Here is a 16,912-nt window from a genome sequence, read left to right on the forward strand (position 1 = left end):
ATCCTGTCTCTGGACCCCGCGAGCCGCAGCCTAGAGTCAACGCGCGTAGCGCGACAGACATCCGGGGTTACGAACTGGTTGCCGCGGGCCTGGAATGGGGCTGATCACTCCTTCGGCGTACATATGCGTGCAGAAACGTCACCGCGTGCATGCGTGCCGGAATCCTGTACCTGTGAACGACGAACTCGCTGCCGAGGCAGTGATGCCGGCCCAGAGCCGGACCGAACTGCCCTCCGGCTTCTACGAGATGCTCGACGACCTCAAGTCGATCGTGCGGGGCGCGCATGTGCGCGCACAGCTCAAGGTGAACACCGAGATGCTCCAGATGTACTGGGAGATCGGGCGGACGATCCTGGAGCGACAGGGGGAGGAGAGGTGGGGGAGCAAGGTCATCGACCGGATCGCCACGGAGCTGCGGACCGAGTTCCCGAACCAGAGGGGGTTCGGCGCGCGCAATCTGCAATACATGCAACAGATGGCTCGAACGTGGGCCGAACAGTTTGCGCAGCAGGCTGCTGCGCAATTGCCCTGGGGCCATCTCCAGCTCCTCATGGACAAGTGCAAAACCCGCTTCGAGCTGGACTTCTACGCCCAGCACGCCGTCCACCACGGCTGGTCCCGCGACCGGCTCACCACCCACATCCGCAGCGGACTCCACCTGGCCCAGGGTGCTGCCGCCAACAACTTCGACGTCACCATCCCTGAGCGGTCCGAGGCCGCGAAGCAGATCTTCAAGGACCCGTACCGTCTGGACTTCACCCAGCTGTCGGACACGGCTGCGGAGCGCGACCTCGAGGACGCGCTCACGTCGAAGATCATCCAGTTCCTCACCGAGCTCGGCTTCGGCTTCGCCTTCGTCGGTCGCCAGTACCCCATCACCGTGGGGGACACGGAGTTCCGCATCGACCTGCTCTTCTACCACTTCAGGCTGCACCGCTTCGTCGTGGTCGAGCTGAAGACCACCAAGGCACAGCCTTCACACCTCGGGCAGCTCAGCTTCTACGTCACCGCCGTGGACCGCCTGATCCGTGACCCGGAGCGGGATGACCAGACCCTCGGCATCCTCATCGCGGAGAGCCAGGACACCACCACGGTCGAATTCGCCCTCCAGTCGCAGAACCAGCCCCTGGCGGTCAGTACGTACGCAGCCCTCCCCTCGCGCGTACGGGAGCTGATGCCCAGCTCGGACGACCTCTCACGCATCGCTCATGAAGTCCTGCACCGCGGGGCAGGGGCGGACTCCGGCTGACGGCACCGCCGCCGCCCCGCCCCCGCCCCGTACGCTCGTGGTCATGACGACTGACGCACCCCTCCCCTCCCCCGGGCGCGAGATCGAGACTCTCGACGCGCTCACCCCCGAGCAGGCCGACGCCGTCCTCGCCCTCCTCGGCGAGGCCGCCGGGACCGACGGCCGGGAGGCCGTTTCCGAGCAGGGGCGGCTGCAGTTGAGGGGCGGGCACCGTGAGGGCGTGAGGCATTTCCTGCTCATCGCCGATGGTGAGCTGGCCGGTTACGCGCAGCTGGAGGACACCGACCCCGTCGAGGCCCCCGCCGCCGAGCTGGTCGTGGCCCCCGCGCACCGGGGCCGGGGGCACGGCCGGGCCCTGGGTGCCGCTCTTCTCGCCGCGGCCGGGAAGCGGCTGCGGGTCTGGGCGCACGGTGGCAAGTCGGCGGCCCGGCATCTCGCGCAGGTGCTCGGGCTCTCCCTCTTCCGCGAGCTGCGCCAGCTCCGCCGCCCGCTGGACACGCTCGACATCGCCGAGCCGGTGCTGCCGCCCGGTGTCACCGTGCGCGCCTTCGTGCCGGGGCAGGACGACGCGGCCTGGCTCGCCGTGAACAGTGCCGCGTTCGCCCACCACCCCGAGCAGGGCTCCCTCACCCAGCGCGACCTGGACGACCGCAAGGCCGAGCCCTGGTTCGACCCGAAGGGCTTCTTCCTGGCCGAGCGCGACGGCGGGATCATCGGCTTCCACTGGACGAAGGTGCACGCCGAGGACCAGCTCGGGGAGGTCTACGTCGTCGGCGTACTCCCCGACGCGCAGGGCGGCGGCCTCGGCAAGGCGCTCACCGCGATCGGGCTGCGGCATCTGGCCTCCCGGGGACTGCCGACGGCGATGCTCTACGTCGACGCCGACAACCCGGCGGCCCTGTCGGTGTACGAGCGGATGGGCTTCGCCACGCACGAGGTCGACCTGATGTACCGCACGGAGTCCTGACCTCCCTCAACGCACCCGGGGGCGGCGTCGCTTGACGCCGCCCCTTCTTTCCGACACCCTTTCACTACTCAATTAGTGAAAGGGGGTTGCATCATGGCAGAGTCCGCAGCGGTCGAGTTCCGTATCGACCGGCGCAGCGGCGTCGCCACCTATCTCCAGATCGTGCAGCAGACCAAACAGGCCCTGCGCCTCGGTGTGCTGGAGCCGGGCGACCGGCTGCCCACGGCCCGCGAGGTCGTCGAGGCCACGGCGATCAACCCGAACACCGTGCTCAAGGCCTATCGCGAACTGGAGCGCGAGGGCCTCGTCGAGGCACGGCGCGGACTGGGCACCTTCGTCCGCCGCACCCTCGGCAGCGCGGCGGTCACCACGGACGCGCCGCTGCGCGCCGAACTCACCGAGTGGACCCGCAGGGCCCGCACCGCCGGACTGGACAAGGACGACGTGAGCGCGCTCTTCACCGACGTACTCGACAGCACGTTCAAGGGGGATCAGGACTCATGACAGGCGCCGTGATCGAGGCGAACGGCCTCGGTATGACGTACGGACGAAAGCGCGGGTGGGCGCTGCGCGACTGCTCGTTCCGGCTGCCCGCAGGGCGCGTCTGCGCACTCGTCGGGCCCAACGGCGCGGGGAAGTCCACACTGCTCGCCCTCGCCGCCGGCCTGCTCCGGCCGACCGAGGGCTCCCTGCGCGTACTCGGCACCGGTCCGGGAGACGCGCGGCCCCGCATCGCATACGTCTCCCAGGACAAGCCGCTGTACCCGCAGCTCACCGTGGCCGACACCCTGTGGGCGGGCCAGGAGCTCAACCCCGCCACCTGGGACCGGGAGGCCGCCGACCGGGTCGCCGGGCCCCTCCCGCAGGACGCGAAGGTCCGGACGCTCTCCGGCGGGCAGCGCACCCGGCTCGCCCTCGCTCTCGCGCTGGGCAAACGGCCCGAACTGATGCTGCTGGACGAGCCGATGGCCGACCTGGACCCGCTCGCCAGGCACGAGCTGATGGGTCTCCTGATGGTCGAGGCCGCCGAGAACTCCACCACCATCGTGATGTCCTCGCACATCCTCACCGAGCTGGAGGGCTCCTGCGACTACCTCCTGTTCGTCGACAACGGCCGGGTCCGCCTCGGCGGTGAGAGCGACGACATCGTCGCCGCGCACGCCCTGGTCACCGGTCAGGCCCGCGACCTCGCCCCGCACACGGTGGTCGAGTCGCGCACGACAGGGCGTCAGCTCACCGCGCTGGTACGGAAGGAGGGCCCGCTGGACACCTCGGCCTGGGAGGTCACGGAACCCTCCCTGGAGGAGCTCCTGCTCGCCCACCTCCGCTCCCCGGAGGCACCGCCGCTCCTCACCCCCAGCGCGTCCGACGAACCGGCCAGGACGGTGGCAGCAGCATGAGCACCCTCACCCCTCTGCGCGGCCCCGCCCGCGTCGTCGTACGCCAGCACCGCAGCACCCTGCGCGTCGCCGGGCTCCTCGCTCTGGCGGGAGCCGTCGCCGTCATCGGCTTCGCCCTGTGGTCGTCCCATCTGATCGACGGCTTCGAGGCAGGCTCCTGCAAGGCCGCAGGTACTTCGGGGCCCGCGTGCGACCAGCAGCTCGTGGACTTCAACGGGTCGATGTCCCTGTTCAGGGGCGTGCTCTCGTACTCAGGGCTGGTCCTCACGGTCCTGCCCGTGATCGTGAGCGCGTTCGTCGCCGGCCCTCTGATCGCCAGGGAGCTGGAGAGCGGCACCTACCGCATGGCCTGGACCCAGTCGGTGACGCCCGCCCGCTGGCTGGCCTCCAAGCTCGCCGTACCCGCGGTGCTCCTCGTCGCCGGTGTGACCGTGCTGTCCGCGACCCTCACCTGGGCACAGACACAGACGGCCGACGACTTCTCGGTCGACTGGTTCGACCCCCAGTTCTTCGGCACGACCCTCCCCCTGGTCATCGGCTACACCCTGCTCGGCATCGCCGTGGGCGCGCTCACGGGTCTGCTGGTGCACCGCACCGTGGCCGCGATGGCGATCGCCGTGGTCGTCACCGGCACCGTGGTGAAGACCCTCAGCAGCTTCCGGAGCGACCTCTGGCCCCCACGGACCGCGACCGCCGCGGCCCCCGAGAACCTGGGTATTCCCCTCAATTCCTGGGTGCTCGACGGCGGCCGCGTCACCGCGAGCGGCGACCGGGTGCCCGACAACGTGTGCTGGGGGCAGGTGAGCGAGGCCCAGCAGGCCCGGTGCATGGCCGACCACCACATCACCGGCTGGTTCTTCGACTACCACCCGGCCTCCCACCTCTGGCCCCTCCAGCTCGTCGAGACGGGCATCGTGCTCGCACTCGCCGCCCTCGCCGTCACCGTCGCGTTCCGCGCCCTGCGCCGCCGCACGGCCTGAGAGCCGGAGCCGCCCCTGTCCGGGCCCCGGGGCCCGGGCAGGGGTTCACCGACGGTGAGCAGCAAGTACGCACCGCAGCCACACCGCTTCCTGTACGTCATGTCACCGTTACCGGCCATTCAGACGGGCTTGCGACCCTCACGGGATGCAGCCAGCTGTGCCCACCCCCCGCAACGGGAGCGGCCCCGGTCCAGGGGCCATGCCCGCTTCTTCCGCGATCTTTACGGGCTCCGACGCGCCCCACGGGCGGAAGGCGCGGAAGAATAGGTCCATGAGCCAGCAGCCCAGCTCCGAGGTCCCGGTCCAGCCCGCCCAGCCGTCGGTCGGCTCTCTCGCCGCCCACCGGCCCCACGCGGTCGCGGGCGCGATGCCCACGGAGCTGTCCACGGCCGCCGACCTGGACCCCGATCTGGACAACGACCCCGACGCCTACGAGCCCGAGCCGGACGGCGACGAGCTTCCGCAGGGCAGGTTCCTCGACCGGGAGCGCAGTTGGCTCGCGTTCAACGAACGCGTTCTGGAGCTCGCCGAGGACCCCGCCACGCCGCTACTCGAACGGGCCAACTTCCTCGCGATCTTCGCCTCGAACCTGGACGAGTTCTTCATGGTCCGGGTCGCCGGCCTCAAGCGACGTATCGCGACCGGCGTCGCCACCCGGTCCGCGTCCGGACTCCAGCCGCGCGAGGTCCTCGACCTGATCTGGACCCGCTCCCGCGAGCTCATGGCCCGCCACGCCGCCTGCTACCAGCAGGACGTCGCGCCCGCCCTGTCCGACGAGGGCATCCAGCTGGTCCGCTGGCCCGAGCTGACCGAGAAGGAACAGGCCCGGCTGTTCACCTTCTTCCGGCAGCGGGTCTTCCCCGTGCTGACCCCGCTCGCCGTCGACCCGGCGCACCCGTTCCCGTACATCTCCGGGCTCTCGCTGAATCTCGCCGTCGTCGTCCGCAACCCCGTCAGCGGACACCGGCACTTCGCCCGCGTCAAGGTGCCGCCGCTGCTCACCCGCTTCCTTGAGGCGTCACCGCAGCGCTACGTCCCGATAGAGGACATCATCGCGGCCCACCTCGAAGAGCTCTTCCCCGGCATGGAGGTCCTCGCCCACCACATGTTCCGGGTCACCAGGAACGAGGACCTGGAGGTCGAGGAGGACGACGCCGAGAATCTGCTCCAGGCCCTGGAGAAGGAGCTCATGCGGCGCCGGTTCGGCCCGCCGGTCCGCCTGGAGGTCGAGGAGTCCATCGACCCGTACGTGCTGGACCTGCTCGTACGCGAGCTCAAGATCTCCGAGACCGAGCTCTACCCGCTGCCCGGCCCCCTCGACCTCACCGGGCTTTTCGGTATCGCGTCGCTGGACAGGCCGGAGCTGAAGTACCCCAAGTTCATCGCCGGCACCCACCGCGACCTCGCCGAGGTCGAGTCCGCGTCCGCGCCCGACATCTTCGCCGCCCTGCGCGAACGTGATGTGCTGCTGCACCACCCGTACGACTCCTTCTCCACCTCCGTCCAGGCCTTCCTTGAGCAGGCGGCCGGCGACCCGGACGTGCTGGCGATCAAGCAGACGCTGTACCGGACCTCGGGCGACTCACCGATAGTGGACGCCCTGATCGACGCGGCCGAATCCGGCAAGCAGGTCCTCGTCCTCGTCGAGATCAAGGCACGTTTCGACGAGCAGGCCAACATCAAGTGGGCCCGCAAACTGGAGGAGTCCGGCTGCCACGTCGTCTACGGCCTCGTCGGTCTGAAGACCCACTGCAAGCTGTCGCTGGTCGTCCGTCAGGAGGGCGACACGCTGCGCCGCTACTCCCACGTCGGCACCGGCAACTACCACCCCAAGACGGCCAGGCTCTACGAGGACCTCGGCCTGCTGACCGCCGACCCGCAGGTCGGGGCGGACCTCTCCGACCTCTTCAACCGGCTCTCCGGCTACTCCCGCCGCGAGACCTACCGCCGGCTGCTTGTCGCCCCGAAGTCCCTGCGCGACGGGCTGATCGCCCGTATCAACAAGGAGATCACCCACCAGCGGGCGGGCCGCCCCGCCTACGTCCGCATCAAGGTCAACTCGATGGTCGACGAAGCGGTCATCGACGCCTGCTACCGGGCGGGACAGGCCGGGGTGCCGGTCGACATCTGGGTGCGCGGCATCTGCGCGATCCGCCCCGGCGTCAGCGGCCTCTCCGAGAACATCCGGGTCCGCTCGATACTCGGCCGCTTCCTCGAACACTCCCGGGTCTTCGCCTTCGGCAACGGCGGCGAACCCGAAGTGTGGTTCGGGAGCGCCGACATGATGCACCGTAACCTCGACCGCCGGATCGAAGCACTGGTCCGCGTCACCGACCCCGCGCATCGCGCCGCCCTCAGCAGGCTCCTGGAAACAGGCATGTCCGACACCACCTCCTCCTGGCACCTGGGCCCCGACGGAAACTGGACCCGGCACTCCCTGGACGCGGACGGGCAACCGCTGAGGCACGTACAAGAGATGCTCATTGACGCCCGGAGGCGCCGGCGTGCGACGCCCTGACCACCAGACGACGACCGTGCCCGCGGAAGCGGTCCTCGCGCCCTATCTGCGCGAACAGGCCGCCTGCTTCCTGCGGGGCCTGCGGCTGCACCGCGAGCACAGCGCCCCCGCGGACGCCGGCACGCAGGGCGCCGACGAGGCCGCCCGCGCGCTGCGCCACGCGGCGCGCCGGATCAGCGGCACCCTGCACACCTTCCGGGATGCGCTCGACCCGGCCTGGGCCGACCAGCTCCGCACCGAACTGGCCTGGCTCTCCGGCACCCTGGCCCGCGAGCACGCCTACGCCACCCGGCTCGGCCGGCTCCTGGAGGCCCTGCACCAGCTCTCCGGCGCCTCACTGCCGGCGGCCAGGCCGCCCTCGGGAAGCGAGCCCGACACCGGCGACAAGGAGCGGGCCGCGCTCGGCGTCGGCGCGGCAAGGGCCGGGGCCCTGCTGGAGCGCCGGCTGACCCTCGCCAGGACCCGCGCCCACTCGGCGGCGCTCCAGGCGCTGGGCTCCTCCCGCTTCCACGCCGTCGCCGACGCCGTCGCGCTGCTCGCATCGGAGGTTCCCCTGGCGTCATCGGCGGCCGGGCCGGCCCAGGCGGTGCTGCGCGCCCCGGCCGAGCTGGCCGAACAGCTGATGCTGGACGCGGTGGCCGCGCTCCCGCCCGACGAGGCCGTCGAGCCGTACAACGAGGCCCACGACACCCTCTGGCACCAGGCCCGTCTGCTGCTGCGGCTGCACCGGTACGCACACGAGATGCTGCGGGGCGCCCCCGATCCGGCACTCGCGGGCCCTGGGCACGCCCTGGACCTGCACCGGGACGCGGCCGAGGCCGCCGCGGCCGCTTCGGCCGCGGCGCGCACCCCGCGCATCGCCCCGGCGACGGCCTACGCCCTCGGGGTGCTGCACGCCGACCAGCGGCACGAGGTGGAGGCGGCGCGCGCCGTGTTCCGGGAGACCTGGCCGTACGCGGCGGCCGTGACGGCGACATGAGCGGTTCGCCCGTACGGGCCGCGGGGTGCGTCCTGTGGCGGCGCGCCCCGGACGGCGACGGTCTGGAGATCTGTCTGGTCCACCGGCCCCGCTACGACGACTGGTCGCACCCGAAAGGCAAGCTGAAGCGCGGCGAGACGCCCCTGGAGGGCGCCCTGCGCGAGGTTCTGGAGGAGACGGGCCACCGCTGTGTGCCGGGCGCCCCCCTGCCGACGGCCCGGTACGCGGCGAACGGGCGCCCCAAAGAGGTCAGCTACTGGGCGGCGGAGGCGACGGGCGGCGCGTTCGTCCCCAACGACGAGGTCGACCGGCTGGCCTGGCTCTCCCCGGCTTCCGCCCGGACCCGGCTGAGCCGCCACGGCGACCGCGTCCAGCTGGACGCCCTCCTGGAGCACGGCCCGCACGCCTGAGGCGCACCCGAGCCCTGCGCCGTACCCACGGGTGCCCGAAGGCCCCGCGCCGTACCCACGCACGCCTGAGGCATGCCCGAAGGCCCCGCACCGTACCCACGCGTCAGAGGGCCCTGAGCGGCCGGAACCAGCCCGCCCCGCACGGTTCACCTGTCGTTCACTCTGCCCCGTAGGCCGCTTCACCTGTTCTGCCTAATTTCGGACGTGCAAGGTGCACGGCGCCAAGCCACGCACCACTCCTCATCGCACGCCGCCTCGCCCCCACCAGCCGCGGCGGCTCCTGGAAGGAACACCCCGAAAGTGAAGCTTCAGCGCAAGAACCGGCTTCGTGCCACCGCGCTCGGTGCCCTCGCCGTCTCCGGCGCCCTGGTCCTCACGGCGTGCGGTTCGGACGACAACACCGGCGCCGAGAAGGAAGGCAGCGGCAAGACGACCACCGCCGCGTCGGACATCAAGTGCGACGACGCCGAGGGCCAGCTGCGCGCTTCCGGGTCGAGCGCCCAGAAGAACGCGATGGACCTCTGGGTCAAGAACTACATGGCCGCCTGTTCCGGAGTCGAGATCAACTACAGCTCCTCCTCCTCCGGCGAGGGCATCGTCGCCTTCAACCAGGGCACCGTCGGCTTCGCCGGCTCGGACTCGGCCCTGAAGCCCGAAGAGGTCGCCGACTCGAAGAAGATCTGCAAGTCGGGCCAGGGCATCAACCTCCCGATGGTCGGCGGCCCGATCGCGGTCGGCTTCCACCTGGAGGGCGTCGACAGCCTCACGCTGGACGCCTCGACCCTCGCCAAGATCTTCGACACCAAGATCAAGAAGTGGAACGACCCGGCGATCGCCGCGCTCAACGACGGCGTCGACCTCCCGGACAAGGCCATCCAGGCCTTCCACCGCTCCGAGGACTCCGGCACCACCCAGAACCTCGGCAAGTACCTCGGCGCGGCTGCCGCGGACGACTGGAAGTACGAGGCCGAGAAGAACTGGCCCGCCCCCGGCGGCCAGGCCGCGTCCGGCTCCGCCGGCGTCGCCAGCCAGGTGAAGGCCGTCGACGGATCGATCGGCTACTTCGAGCTGTCCTACGCCTCCTCGCAGGACCTCAGCACCGTCGACATCGACACCGGTGGCTCCGCCCCGGTGGAGGCCACGTCGGAGAACGCCTCCAAGGCCATCGCCGCCGCCAAGGTCGAAGGCACCGGCAAGGACCTGGCGCTCGGCCTCGACTACACCACCAAGGCCGACGGCGCCTACCCGCTGGTCCTGGTGACGTACGAGGTCGTCTGCGACACCGGCAACAAGGCCGACACCCTCGGCACGGTCAAGTCCTTCCTGACCTACACCTCATCCGAGGACGGCCAGAAGGTCCTGACCGACGCCGGCTACGCCCCGATCCCCGAGGCGATCAACGCCAAGGTCCGCGAGACCGTCGCCGGCCTGAAGTAGCCGACACCGCACGACACGCACGCGAAGACGGGTCGGTCCGGCGCACCCCTCCGGACCGGCCCCCACCGCCCGACCCATCCGGTGCACCGCCGCCAGGGGAACCCCCGGTTCCCCCACACAGACCGGAAAGACCATGGCATCCACGACACCGCTCGACATCCCACCGGCCCCGCCGGCGCCCAGCGGCCGCCCCAAGTCCAGCGGGCAGGCCGGCGACAAGATATTCCTGGGCCTCTCACGAGGCTCGGGCATCCTGCTGCTCGTGATCATGGCGTCGATCGCCGTGTTCCTCACCTACCGCGCCGTCCTCGCCATCTCGAAGGACGAGGGCAACTTCCTCACCACCCTCGAGTGGAACCCGGCCGGCGACCCGCCGGTCTTCGGCATCGCGGTCCTGCTCTTCGGCACGGTCGTCAGCTCGATCATCGCGATGGTCATCGCGGTTCCGATCGCTGTCGGCATCGCCCTCTTCATCTCGCACTACGCGCCGCGCAAGCTGGCCGCCCCCCTCGCCTACGTGATCGACCTGCTCGCCGCGGTGCCCAGCATCGTCTACGGCATCTGGGGCGCGCTCGTCCTCGTCCCGTACCTGGAAGGCCTGAACCTCTGGCTCGACCGGTTCTTCGGCTGGACGTACGTCTTCGAGAAGACCGAGATCGGCGTCCCCCGGTCGCTCTTCACCGTCGGCATCCTGCTCGCGATCATGATCCTGCCGATCGTGACCAGCGTCAGCCGCGAGGTCTTCCTCCAGGTCCCGAAGATGAACGAGGAGGCGGCACTCGCCCTCGGCGCGACCCGCTGGGAGGTCATCCGCCTCTCGGTGCTGCCCTTCGGCCGCTCCGGCATCATCTCGGCTTCGATGCTCGGCCTCGGCCGCGCGCTCGGCGAGACGATGGCCGTCGCCACAGTCCTGTCGCCGAGCTTCCTCATCTCGCTGCACGTGCTCAACCCGGGCGGCGGGACCTTCGCCCAGAACATCGCGGCGAAGTTCGGCGAGGCCGACGAGTTCGTCGGGCGTGACGCCCTGATCGCCTCGGGCCTCGTCCTCTTCATCCTCACCCTGCTGGTCAACGGCGCGGCCCGGCTCATCATCGCCCGCCGCAAGGAGTACTCGGGGGCCAACGCATGAGCCACGCCACCACCACCGACGTCCAGGACGACCGTCCGCGGGTCTCGCCCGAACCGGGCAGGACACCCCTCAGCAGCCGCAGCCTCCCCCGCTGGTCCCCGCTCGGCTTCGCCGTCGTGGCGATCGTGCTCGGCGTGGGGCTCTCCCTGGCGGCCGGCTGGGAGAGCCGCGTCCAGTGGGGCCTGATCTCCGCCCTGTTCTTCCTGGCCATCTCGTACGTCACGACGACCGTGATCGAGAACCGGCGCCAGGCCAAGGACCGCCTCGCCACCAGCATCGTCTGGGTCTGCTTCCTCGTCGCCGTCGTCCCGCTCGCCTCGCTGCTCTGGACCACGGTCCGCAACGGCTCCGAACGCCTCGACGGCTACTTCCTGACCCACTCGATGGGCGGGGTACTCAGCACCGACACCACCGGCGGCGTCTACCACGCGCTGATCGGCACTCTGGAACAGGTCGGTATCGCCACCCTGATCTCCGTCCCGATCGGCCTGCTGACCGCGGTCTACCTCGTGGAGTACGGCAAGGGCGGACTCGCCAAGGCCGTCACCTTCTTCGTGGACGTCATGACGGGCATCCCGTCCATCGTGGCCGGCCTCTTCATCCTGTCGATCATGCTGATGGCGTCGCTGGAGCCCTCCGGCCTGATGGGCGCGCTGGCCCTGACGATCCTGATGATCCCCGTCGTGGTCCGCTCCACCGAGGAGATGCTCAAGCTCGTCCCCAACGAGCTCCGCGAGGCCTCGCTCGCGCTCGGCATCCCGAAGTGGCGCACCATCCTGAAGGTGGTCCTGCCCACCGCGATCGGCGGCATCACCACCGGCGTCATGCTCGCCATCGCCCGTATCGCGGGAGAGACGGCACCGATCATCCTGCTGGTCTTCGGCAGCCAGCTGATCAACTCGAACCCCTTCGAAGGCGCCCAGTCCTCACTGCCGTTCTACATCTACGAGCAGTACAAGGTCGGCGAGGTCGCGTCCTACGACCGCGCCTGGGCTGCCGCACTGGTGCTGATCGCCTTCGTCATGATCCTCAATCTGGTGGCCCGCGGCATAGCCCGCTGGAAGGCCCCGAAGACCGGCCGCTGAGGCCACCCGGAAAGCAGTTGATTCACATGGCCAAGCGCATCGACATCGGCGGCCTCACCGCCTACTACGGCTCCCACAAGGCCATCGAGGACATCTCGATGACGGTGGAGCCCCGCTCCGTGACCGCCTTCATCGGCCCGTCCGGCTGCGGCAAGTCCACCTTCCTGCGCACCTTGAACCGTATGCACGAGGTCACCCCCGGCGGCCGCGTCGAGGGCAAGGTGCTGCTGGACGACGAGAATCTGTACGGCTCAGGCGTCGACCCGGTCACCGTGCGCCGCACGGTCGGCATGGTCTTCCAGCGCCCGAACCCCTTCCCGACCATGTCGATCTTCGACAACGTCGCTGCGGGCCTGCGGCTGAACGGCTCGTACCGCAAGAGCCAGCTGTCGGACATCGTCGAGAAGTCCCTCAAGGGCGCCAACCTCTGGAACGAGGTCAAGGACCGCCTGAACAAGCCGGGCTCCGGGCTCTCCGGCGGTCAGCAGCAGCGCCTGTGCATCGCCCGGGCGATCGCGGTCGAGCCCGAGGTGCTGCTGATGGACGAGCCGTGCTCGGCGCTCGACCCGATCTCGACCCTCGCCATCGAGGACCTGGTCGGTGAGCTGAAGGAGCGCTTCACGATCGTCATCGTGACGCACAACATGCAGCAGGCGGCTCGCGTCTCCGACCGGACGGCGTTCTTCAACCTCTCGGCGGTCGGCAAGCCCGGCCGGCTGATCGAGATCGACGAGACGGAGCGGATCTTCTCCAACCCGTCCGTGCAGGCGACCGAGGACTACATCTCCGGCCGCTTCGGATAACCCACAGACGGCCTTGGGGTGCTGCATGGCGGTGCCACCACAAGGCAAAAGGGTCCGCCCCCGCTCTCCACACGGGAGCAGGGGCGGACCCATTGAAAGCACAGCCGGTCCACAGCGGATCCGCCGCAGGATTCACAGCCGAATGCACAGGTTCGGGTCTCACGAATCCGGCGAACCGGACAGGCTCACCCGAAGAGCAGTACGACGATCCCGTAGCTCACCGCGGCCACCAGCGCAGCGGCCGGCATCGTGATGAACCACCCCAGGATGATGTTCTTGGCCACCCCCCACCGCACCGCGTTCACCCGCTTCGTGGCGCCGACACCCATGATCGCCGAGGTGATCACATGAGTCGTGGAGATCGGTGCGTGGAACAGGAACGCCGAGCCGAACATGATCGAGGCGCCGGTCGTCTCGGCCGCGAAACCCTGCGGCGGGTCCAGCTCGATGATCTTCCGGCCGAGCGTCCGCATGATCCGCCAGCCACCGGCGTACGTACCCAGCGACAGCATCATCGCGCAGACGAGCTTCACCCAGACCGGGATCTCGTCGTTGGGGCCCTCGACATCGGCGATGACCAGCGCCATCACCACGATGCCCATCGTCTTCTGGGCGTCCTGCAGACCGTGGCCGAGCGCCATGCCCGCCGCCGAGACCGTCTGCGCGATACGGAAGCCGCGCTTGGCCTTGTGCGGGTTGGACTTCCTGAATATCCACATGATCGCGACCATCACGAGATAGCCGACGACCAGGCCGATGACCGGGGACAGGAACATCGGGATGACGATCTTCTCGAGCACCCCGTCCCAGTGCACCATCGTCCCGCCGGCCAGCGCCGCCCCGACCATGCCGCCGAACAGGGCGTGCGAGGACGACGAGGGCAGGCCGTAGTACCAGGTGACCAGATTCCAGATGATCGCGCCGACCAGCGCCGCGAAGAGGATGCCCATCCCCTTCTGGCCTTCGGGCGTCGCGATCAGGCCTTCGCTGACGGTCTTGGCGACCCCCTGGCCCAGGAAGGCGCCTGCGAGGTTCATCACAGCGGCCATCGCCAGAGCCGCACGCGGGGTCAGCGCCCGGGTGGAGACCGAGGTGGCGATGGCGTTCGCCGAGTCATGGAAGCCGTTCGTATACGTGAAGCCGAGCGCGACACCGATGGTCACGATCAGCGCAAAGGTGTCCACGAGGTTCAGGACTCCTTGACCGCGATGGTCTCCACGGTGTTGGCGACGTGTTCGAACGCGTCAGCCGCCTCTTCCAGCACATCGACGATCTGCTTGAGCTTCAGCACGTCCATGGCGTCGTACTTGCCGTTGAAGAGCTGGGCCAGCAGCTTCCGGTGGATCTGGTCGGCCTGGTTCTCCAGGCGGTTGACCTCGATCCAGTACTCGGTGAGGTTGTCCATGGTCCGCAGACCGGGCATGGCCTCAGCCGTCAGCTCCGCCGCCCGGGCCAGCACCTCGATCTGCTGCTCGACGCCCTTCGGCAGCTTCTCGATCTGGTACAGCACGACCAGGTCGACGGCTTCCTCCATGAAGTCCATGATGTCGTCGAGCTGTGAGGCCAGGTTGTAGATGTCCTCGCGGTCGAACGGCGTGATGAAGGAGGAGTTCAGCTGGTGGAAGATCGCGTGGGTGGCGTCATCCCCCGCGTGCTCCGCTGCCCGCATACGCTCCGCGATCTCGACTCGGGAGGCAGAATCCGCCCCGAGCAGTTCCATCAGGAGTTTCGAGCCCGTGACGATGTTGTCCGCGGATGCGGAAAACATGTCGTAGAAGCTCGTCTCCCTGGGGGTCAGACGAAAGCGCACGTGGGGTCCTCGGGGTGCTTTGGATTCGGTCAGGCTGATGCTAGGCGCATCATCCGGCCACGGCTAACCGGCATTCTTCAGTGTCGCGCATCGGGCACAGTGATCCGCACGGCCCCCCGGTCACGTTTCGGCAGGATTCGTTACCATATACCCGGCAGGGGTATACAGACGGCACGGAACGGCACGCAACCGCAGGCCACGAGGACAACGGGAGGACCCCATGACCACCACCGAGGCCACCGACCCAGGCGGTACGGAAGCGGTCGTCACCGACCACGACCGCGGTATCCACGGGTACCACCACCAGAAGGAGGAGCACCTCAAGCGGCTGCGCCGCATCGAGGGCCAGGTCCGCGGCCTCCAGCGGATGGTGGACGAGGACGTCTACTGCATCGACATACTCACCCAGGTCTCGGCGTCCACGAAGGCCCTGCAGTCCTTCGCGCTCCAGCTGCTCGAGGAGCATCTGCGCCACTGCGTCGCGGACGCGGCCGTCAAGGGCGGCGAGGAGATCGACGCGAAGGTCGAGGAGGCCACCAAGGCGATCGCCCGCCTCCTGCGGACATGACCGAGGCCCCGGAGGGCGGAGGCGGTCATCCCCGGTGGCGGCACTGCCGGGGGATCGTCGGCACCGGCTCGGTGCAGGCCGCACCGACGTTGAGCACCTCGTCGATACGGTCGGGACTGAGCCGGTCCTCGTGCGCGTCCGCCGCCGCGATCATGAGCTCGCCGCACAGTTCGATCTCGGCCAGGGCCACACAGTCCTGAGCGTTCGGAGCGCTGAGCGTCACCACCTGCGTCACCTCTCTCTGCCGTCGCCGACTCCTGGCGCACCGACTCCCTAGAGTAGGGAGCGCGACACACACGGCGCATGGCACGGACGGACCATTTCGGCCCCCTCCCTACGGCGTTTCCGGGCCACTTCCGCTCTGCTGGACCCGCCCCGTGTAGATGTCCGCCTCGGGCGGCAGCTCCACGGAGACCCGCGTCCCGAACCCGTACAGCAGCATCGTCGAGACCACGGCCGCCGCCGGTCCCTCCGTCGCGAAGGTGAAGCGGTGGCGCACCTTCCGCAGCAGCCCGTCGTCATCGAGATAGGCGTCGAAGGGCACCGCGTCCGTGCTGAACCCCTTCGCCGCGGCGGCCAGCGCCCCGCGCGCGGACGGCGACGCCTCCCGCGCGGCCTGCCCGAGATCCGCCGTCCCCCGGTAGTGCCGGACCGCCACCCCGGCCAGCTCCGTCCGCCCGACGTACCTCACCTCGTCCGCACCGCGCAGCAGTTCGGCGGCGGCCGCCGGGTCGGTCACACCCCCGGTGACCAGATTGCCGTCCTCAAGGCCCGTCGTGTCGATCCGCACCCACTTGTCGTCGGGCACCCCGGCACCGCGGTTCTTCATGTACAGCGCACCGGGCGCGAGCAGCTCCGTGATCGGCCGGTGCTCCTCGGCGCCTGCGGCGTCCTTCGGCAGGACGACCTTGATCCGGCCCAGCTGCCTGCGGAAGTCGTACGTCCCCTCGCCCCTGATCGTCACCCTCGTGCCGCCGGCCGCGGTCTCCATCGACGTACGCGTCTCGGCGCTGCCCGCGGCGGCCAGCGCGTCGGCCGCCCGTCGCACCACGGCCGCCGAGGTGCCGGTGGGGCCCGCGCGTGCGACGCGCTCACCCGCCCCGTCACCCGGGTCACCGCCGGAGCAGCCGCTACCCATCGTCATCACACCCGCGGCAGTCAGGGCCAACACAGCCAGGGCCCCGCCTCCGCACCTGCGCTGCTGCACCACCATCGCCTGCCAACCCCCAACGACGCACACCTGACCGGGTTCCCGCCCGCCTCGCCTAACGACGGCCGGGGCACCTCGTCACGCCACCGGGTCCCTTCCGGACGCCGATGGGCCCACTCCCTGACGGCTGCACGCCGTCCCCAGTACCGTGGAAGGCGTGCACCAGGACCCCTCGGACTTCCCCGTCCACAGCCCCGCTCCACCGCACACCACCACGACCGTCGAACGGGGCGCGTTCTGTCTGGCCCGCTGTGACTGCGGCTGGTCAGGTCCTGCCCGCCGCGCCCGCGACCGGGCCCGCGCGGACGCGGCCGGGCACCAGGCCGACCCGGACCGCTGAGCCGCGTAGCCGGTACGCGGACCGCAC

The 16,912-nt window shown here is 69.8% G+C and carries 18 protein-coding genes; 14 read left to right on the top strand and 4 right to left on the bottom strand.

Going from position 1 to position 16,912, the window contains the following annotated elements:
• The first annotated feature begins 172 nt into the window (after positions 1-172).
• The 12 genes from AB0C75_RS30055 (at position 173) to pstB (ending at position 12,957) form a co-directional block, all read left to right on the top strand.
• Positions 173-1,249 carry a PDDEXK nuclease domain-containing protein gene (locus AB0C75_RS30055; protein ID WP_362894895.1) on the top strand — a complete coding sequence of 359 codons (1,077 nt, stop codon included), beginning with the start codon at positions 173-175 and terminating at the stop codon, positions 1,247-1,249.
• A 43-nt stretch (positions 1,250-1,292) separates the two neighbouring features.
• Positions 1,293-2,216: a mycothiol synthase gene (mshD, locus tag AB0C75_RS30060; RefSeq protein WP_362894896.1), complete on the top strand. Its 924-nt coding sequence runs from the start codon at positions 1,293-1,295 to the stop codon at positions 2,214-2,216.
• A 93-nt stretch (positions 2,217-2,309) separates the two neighbouring features.
• Positions 2,310-2,720, top strand: a complete 411-nt coding sequence (locus AB0C75_RS30065; RefSeq protein ID WP_362894897.1) for a GntR family transcriptional regulator — start codon at positions 2,310-2,312, stop codon at positions 2,718-2,720.
• Complete coding sequence (locus AB0C75_RS30070) at positions 2,717-3,616, top strand: ABC transporter ATP-binding protein (RefSeq protein ID WP_362894898.1); 900 nt, start codon at positions 2,717-2,719, stop codon at positions 3,614-3,616. Before AB0C75_RS30065 ends, AB0C75_RS30070 begins: the two co-directional genes overlap by 4 nt.
• The gene (locus AB0C75_RS30075; RefSeq protein WP_362894899.1) at positions 3,613-4,596 is read left to right on the top strand and encodes a hypothetical protein; all 984 of its coding nucleotides are present in this window, start codon (positions 3,613-3,615) and stop codon (positions 4,594-4,596) included. Before AB0C75_RS30070 ends, AB0C75_RS30075 begins: the two co-directional genes overlap by 4 nt.
• Positions 4,597-4,867: 271 nt before the next feature.
• Positions 4,868-7,114 carry an RNA degradosome polyphosphate kinase gene (locus AB0C75_RS30080; protein ID WP_362894900.1) on the top strand — a complete coding sequence of 749 codons (2,247 nt, stop codon included), beginning with the start codon at positions 4,868-4,870 and terminating at the stop codon, positions 7,112-7,114.
• Positions 7,101-8,093: a CHAD domain-containing protein gene (locus AB0C75_RS30085; RefSeq protein WP_362894901.1), complete on the top strand. Its 993-nt coding sequence runs from the start codon at positions 7,101-7,103 to the stop codon at positions 8,091-8,093. Before AB0C75_RS30080 ends, AB0C75_RS30085 begins: the two co-directional genes overlap by 14 nt.
• Complete coding sequence (locus AB0C75_RS30090) at positions 8,090-8,503, top strand: NUDIX hydrolase (protein WP_362894902.1); 414 nt, start codon at positions 8,090-8,092, stop codon at positions 8,501-8,503. The genes AB0C75_RS30085 and AB0C75_RS30090 overlap by 4 nt, the downstream gene beginning before the upstream one ends.
• A gap of 300 nt (positions 8,504-8,803) precedes the next feature.
• Positions 8,804-9,940, top strand: a complete 1,137-nt coding sequence (gene pstS / locus AB0C75_RS30095) for a phosphate ABC transporter substrate-binding protein PstS (protein WP_362894903.1) — start codon at positions 8,804-8,806, stop codon at positions 9,938-9,940.
• 133 nt (positions 9,941-10,073) lie between these two features.
• A complete protein-coding gene (pstC, locus tag AB0C75_RS30100) occupies positions 10,074-11,069 on the top strand; it encodes a phosphate ABC transporter permease subunit PstC (RefSeq protein ID WP_362894904.1) in 996 nt (331 codons plus the stop codon).
• The gene (gene pstA, locus AB0C75_RS30105) at positions 11,066-12,154 is read left to right on the top strand and encodes a phosphate ABC transporter permease PstA (protein ID WP_362894905.1); all 1,089 of its coding nucleotides are present in this window, start codon (positions 11,066-11,068) and stop codon (positions 12,152-12,154) included. The genes pstC and pstA overlap by 4 nt, the downstream gene beginning before the upstream one ends.
• Before the next feature lie 26 nt (positions 12,155-12,180).
• A complete protein-coding gene (pstB, locus tag AB0C75_RS30110) occupies positions 12,181-12,957 on the top strand; it encodes a phosphate ABC transporter ATP-binding protein PstB (RefSeq protein ID WP_362894906.1) in 777 nt (258 codons plus the stop codon).
• Between the two features lie 185 nt (positions 12,958-13,142).
• Here pstB and AB0C75_RS30115 read toward each other — a convergent pair whose 3' ends face one another.
• Both AB0C75_RS30115 and AB0C75_RS30120 read right to left on the bottom strand, forming a co-directional pair.
• Entirely contained in the window at positions 13,143-14,141 is a 999-nt protein-coding gene (locus AB0C75_RS30115; protein ID WP_362894907.1) for an inorganic phosphate transporter, read from the bottom strand.
• Between the two features lie 5 nt (positions 14,142-14,146).
• Positions 14,147-14,767: a DUF47 family protein gene (locus AB0C75_RS30120; RefSeq protein ID WP_362894908.1), complete on the bottom strand. Its 621-nt coding sequence runs from the start codon at positions 14,765-14,767 to the stop codon at positions 14,147-14,149.
• A 220-nt stretch (positions 14,768-14,987) separates the two neighbouring features.
• Between AB0C75_RS30120 and AB0C75_RS30125 the strand changes: the two genes are divergently transcribed.
• A complete protein-coding gene (locus tag AB0C75_RS30125; RefSeq protein ID WP_362894909.1) occupies positions 14,988-15,335 on the top strand; it encodes a metal-sensitive transcriptional regulator in 348 nt (115 codons plus the stop codon).
• Between the two features lie 25 nt (positions 15,336-15,360).
• Here AB0C75_RS30125 and AB0C75_RS30130 read toward each other — a convergent pair whose 3' ends face one another.
• Positions 15,361-15,570 (bottom strand): hypothetical protein, encoded by a 210-nt coding sequence (locus AB0C75_RS30130; protein WP_362894910.1) that lies wholly within the window; start codon positions 15,568-15,570, stop codon positions 15,361-15,363.
• A 99-nt stretch (positions 15,571-15,669) separates the two neighbouring features.
• Positions 15,670-16,548, bottom strand: coding sequence for a hypothetical protein (locus AB0C75_RS30135; RefSeq protein WP_362894911.1), 879 nt, complete (start codon positions 16,546-16,548; stop codon positions 15,670-15,672).
• Positions 16,549-16,702: 154 nt separating this feature from the next.
• Between AB0C75_RS30135 and AB0C75_RS30140 the strand changes: the two genes are divergently transcribed.
• A complete protein-coding gene (locus AB0C75_RS30140; protein WP_362894912.1) occupies positions 16,703-16,885 on the top strand; it encodes a hypothetical protein in 183 nt (60 codons plus the stop codon).
• The last annotated feature ends 27 nt before the right edge of the window (positions 16,886-16,912 follow it).

Origin of the sequence: Streptomyces sp. NPDC048565 (assembly GCF_040650935.1) — a bacterium.
Lineage (GTDB): Bacteria > Actinomycetota > Actinomycetes > Streptomycetales > Streptomycetaceae > Streptomyces.

Excerpts from the sequence above, each read along its gene's own strand:
- mshD (WP_362894896.1), top strand. The coding sequence starts at position 1,293 with ATGACGACTGACGCACCCCTCCCCTCCCCCGGGCGCGAGATCGAGACT.
- AB0C75_RS30065 (WP_362894897.1), top strand. The coding sequence starts at position 2,310 with ATGGCAGAGTCCGCAGCGGTCGAGTTCCGTATCGACCGGCGCAGCGGC.
- AB0C75_RS30070 (WP_362894898.1), top strand. The coding sequence starts at position 2,717 with ATGACAGGCGCCGTGATCGAGGCGAACGGCCTCGGTATGACGTACGGA.
- AB0C75_RS30075 (WP_362894899.1), top strand. The coding sequence starts at position 3,613 with ATGAGCACCCTCACCCCTCTGCGCGGCCCCGCCCGCGTCGTCGTACGC.
- AB0C75_RS30080 (WP_362894900.1), top strand. The coding sequence starts at position 4,868 with ATGAGCCAGCAGCCCAGCTCCGAGGTCCCGGTCCAGCCCGCCCAGCCG.
- AB0C75_RS30090 (WP_362894902.1), top strand. The coding sequence starts at position 8,090 with ATGAGCGGTTCGCCCGTACGGGCCGCGGGGTGCGTCCTGTGGCGGCGC.
- pstC (WP_362894904.1), top strand. The coding sequence starts at position 10,074 with ATGGCATCCACGACACCGCTCGACATCCCACCGGCCCCGCCGGCGCCC.
- pstA (WP_362894905.1), top strand. The coding sequence starts at position 11,066 with ATGAGCCACGCCACCACCACCGACGTCCAGGACGACCGTCCGCGGGTC.
- pstB (WP_362894906.1), top strand. The coding sequence starts at position 12,181 with ATGGCCAAGCGCATCGACATCGGCGGCCTCACCGCCTACTACGGCTCC.
- AB0C75_RS30125 (WP_362894909.1), top strand. The coding sequence starts at position 14,988 with ATGACCACCACCGAGGCCACCGACCCAGGCGGTACGGAAGCGGTCGTC.
- AB0C75_RS30135 (WP_362894911.1), bottom strand. The coding sequence starts at position 16,548 with ATGGTGGTGCAGCAGCGCAGGTGCGGAGGCGGGGCCCTGGCTGTGTTG.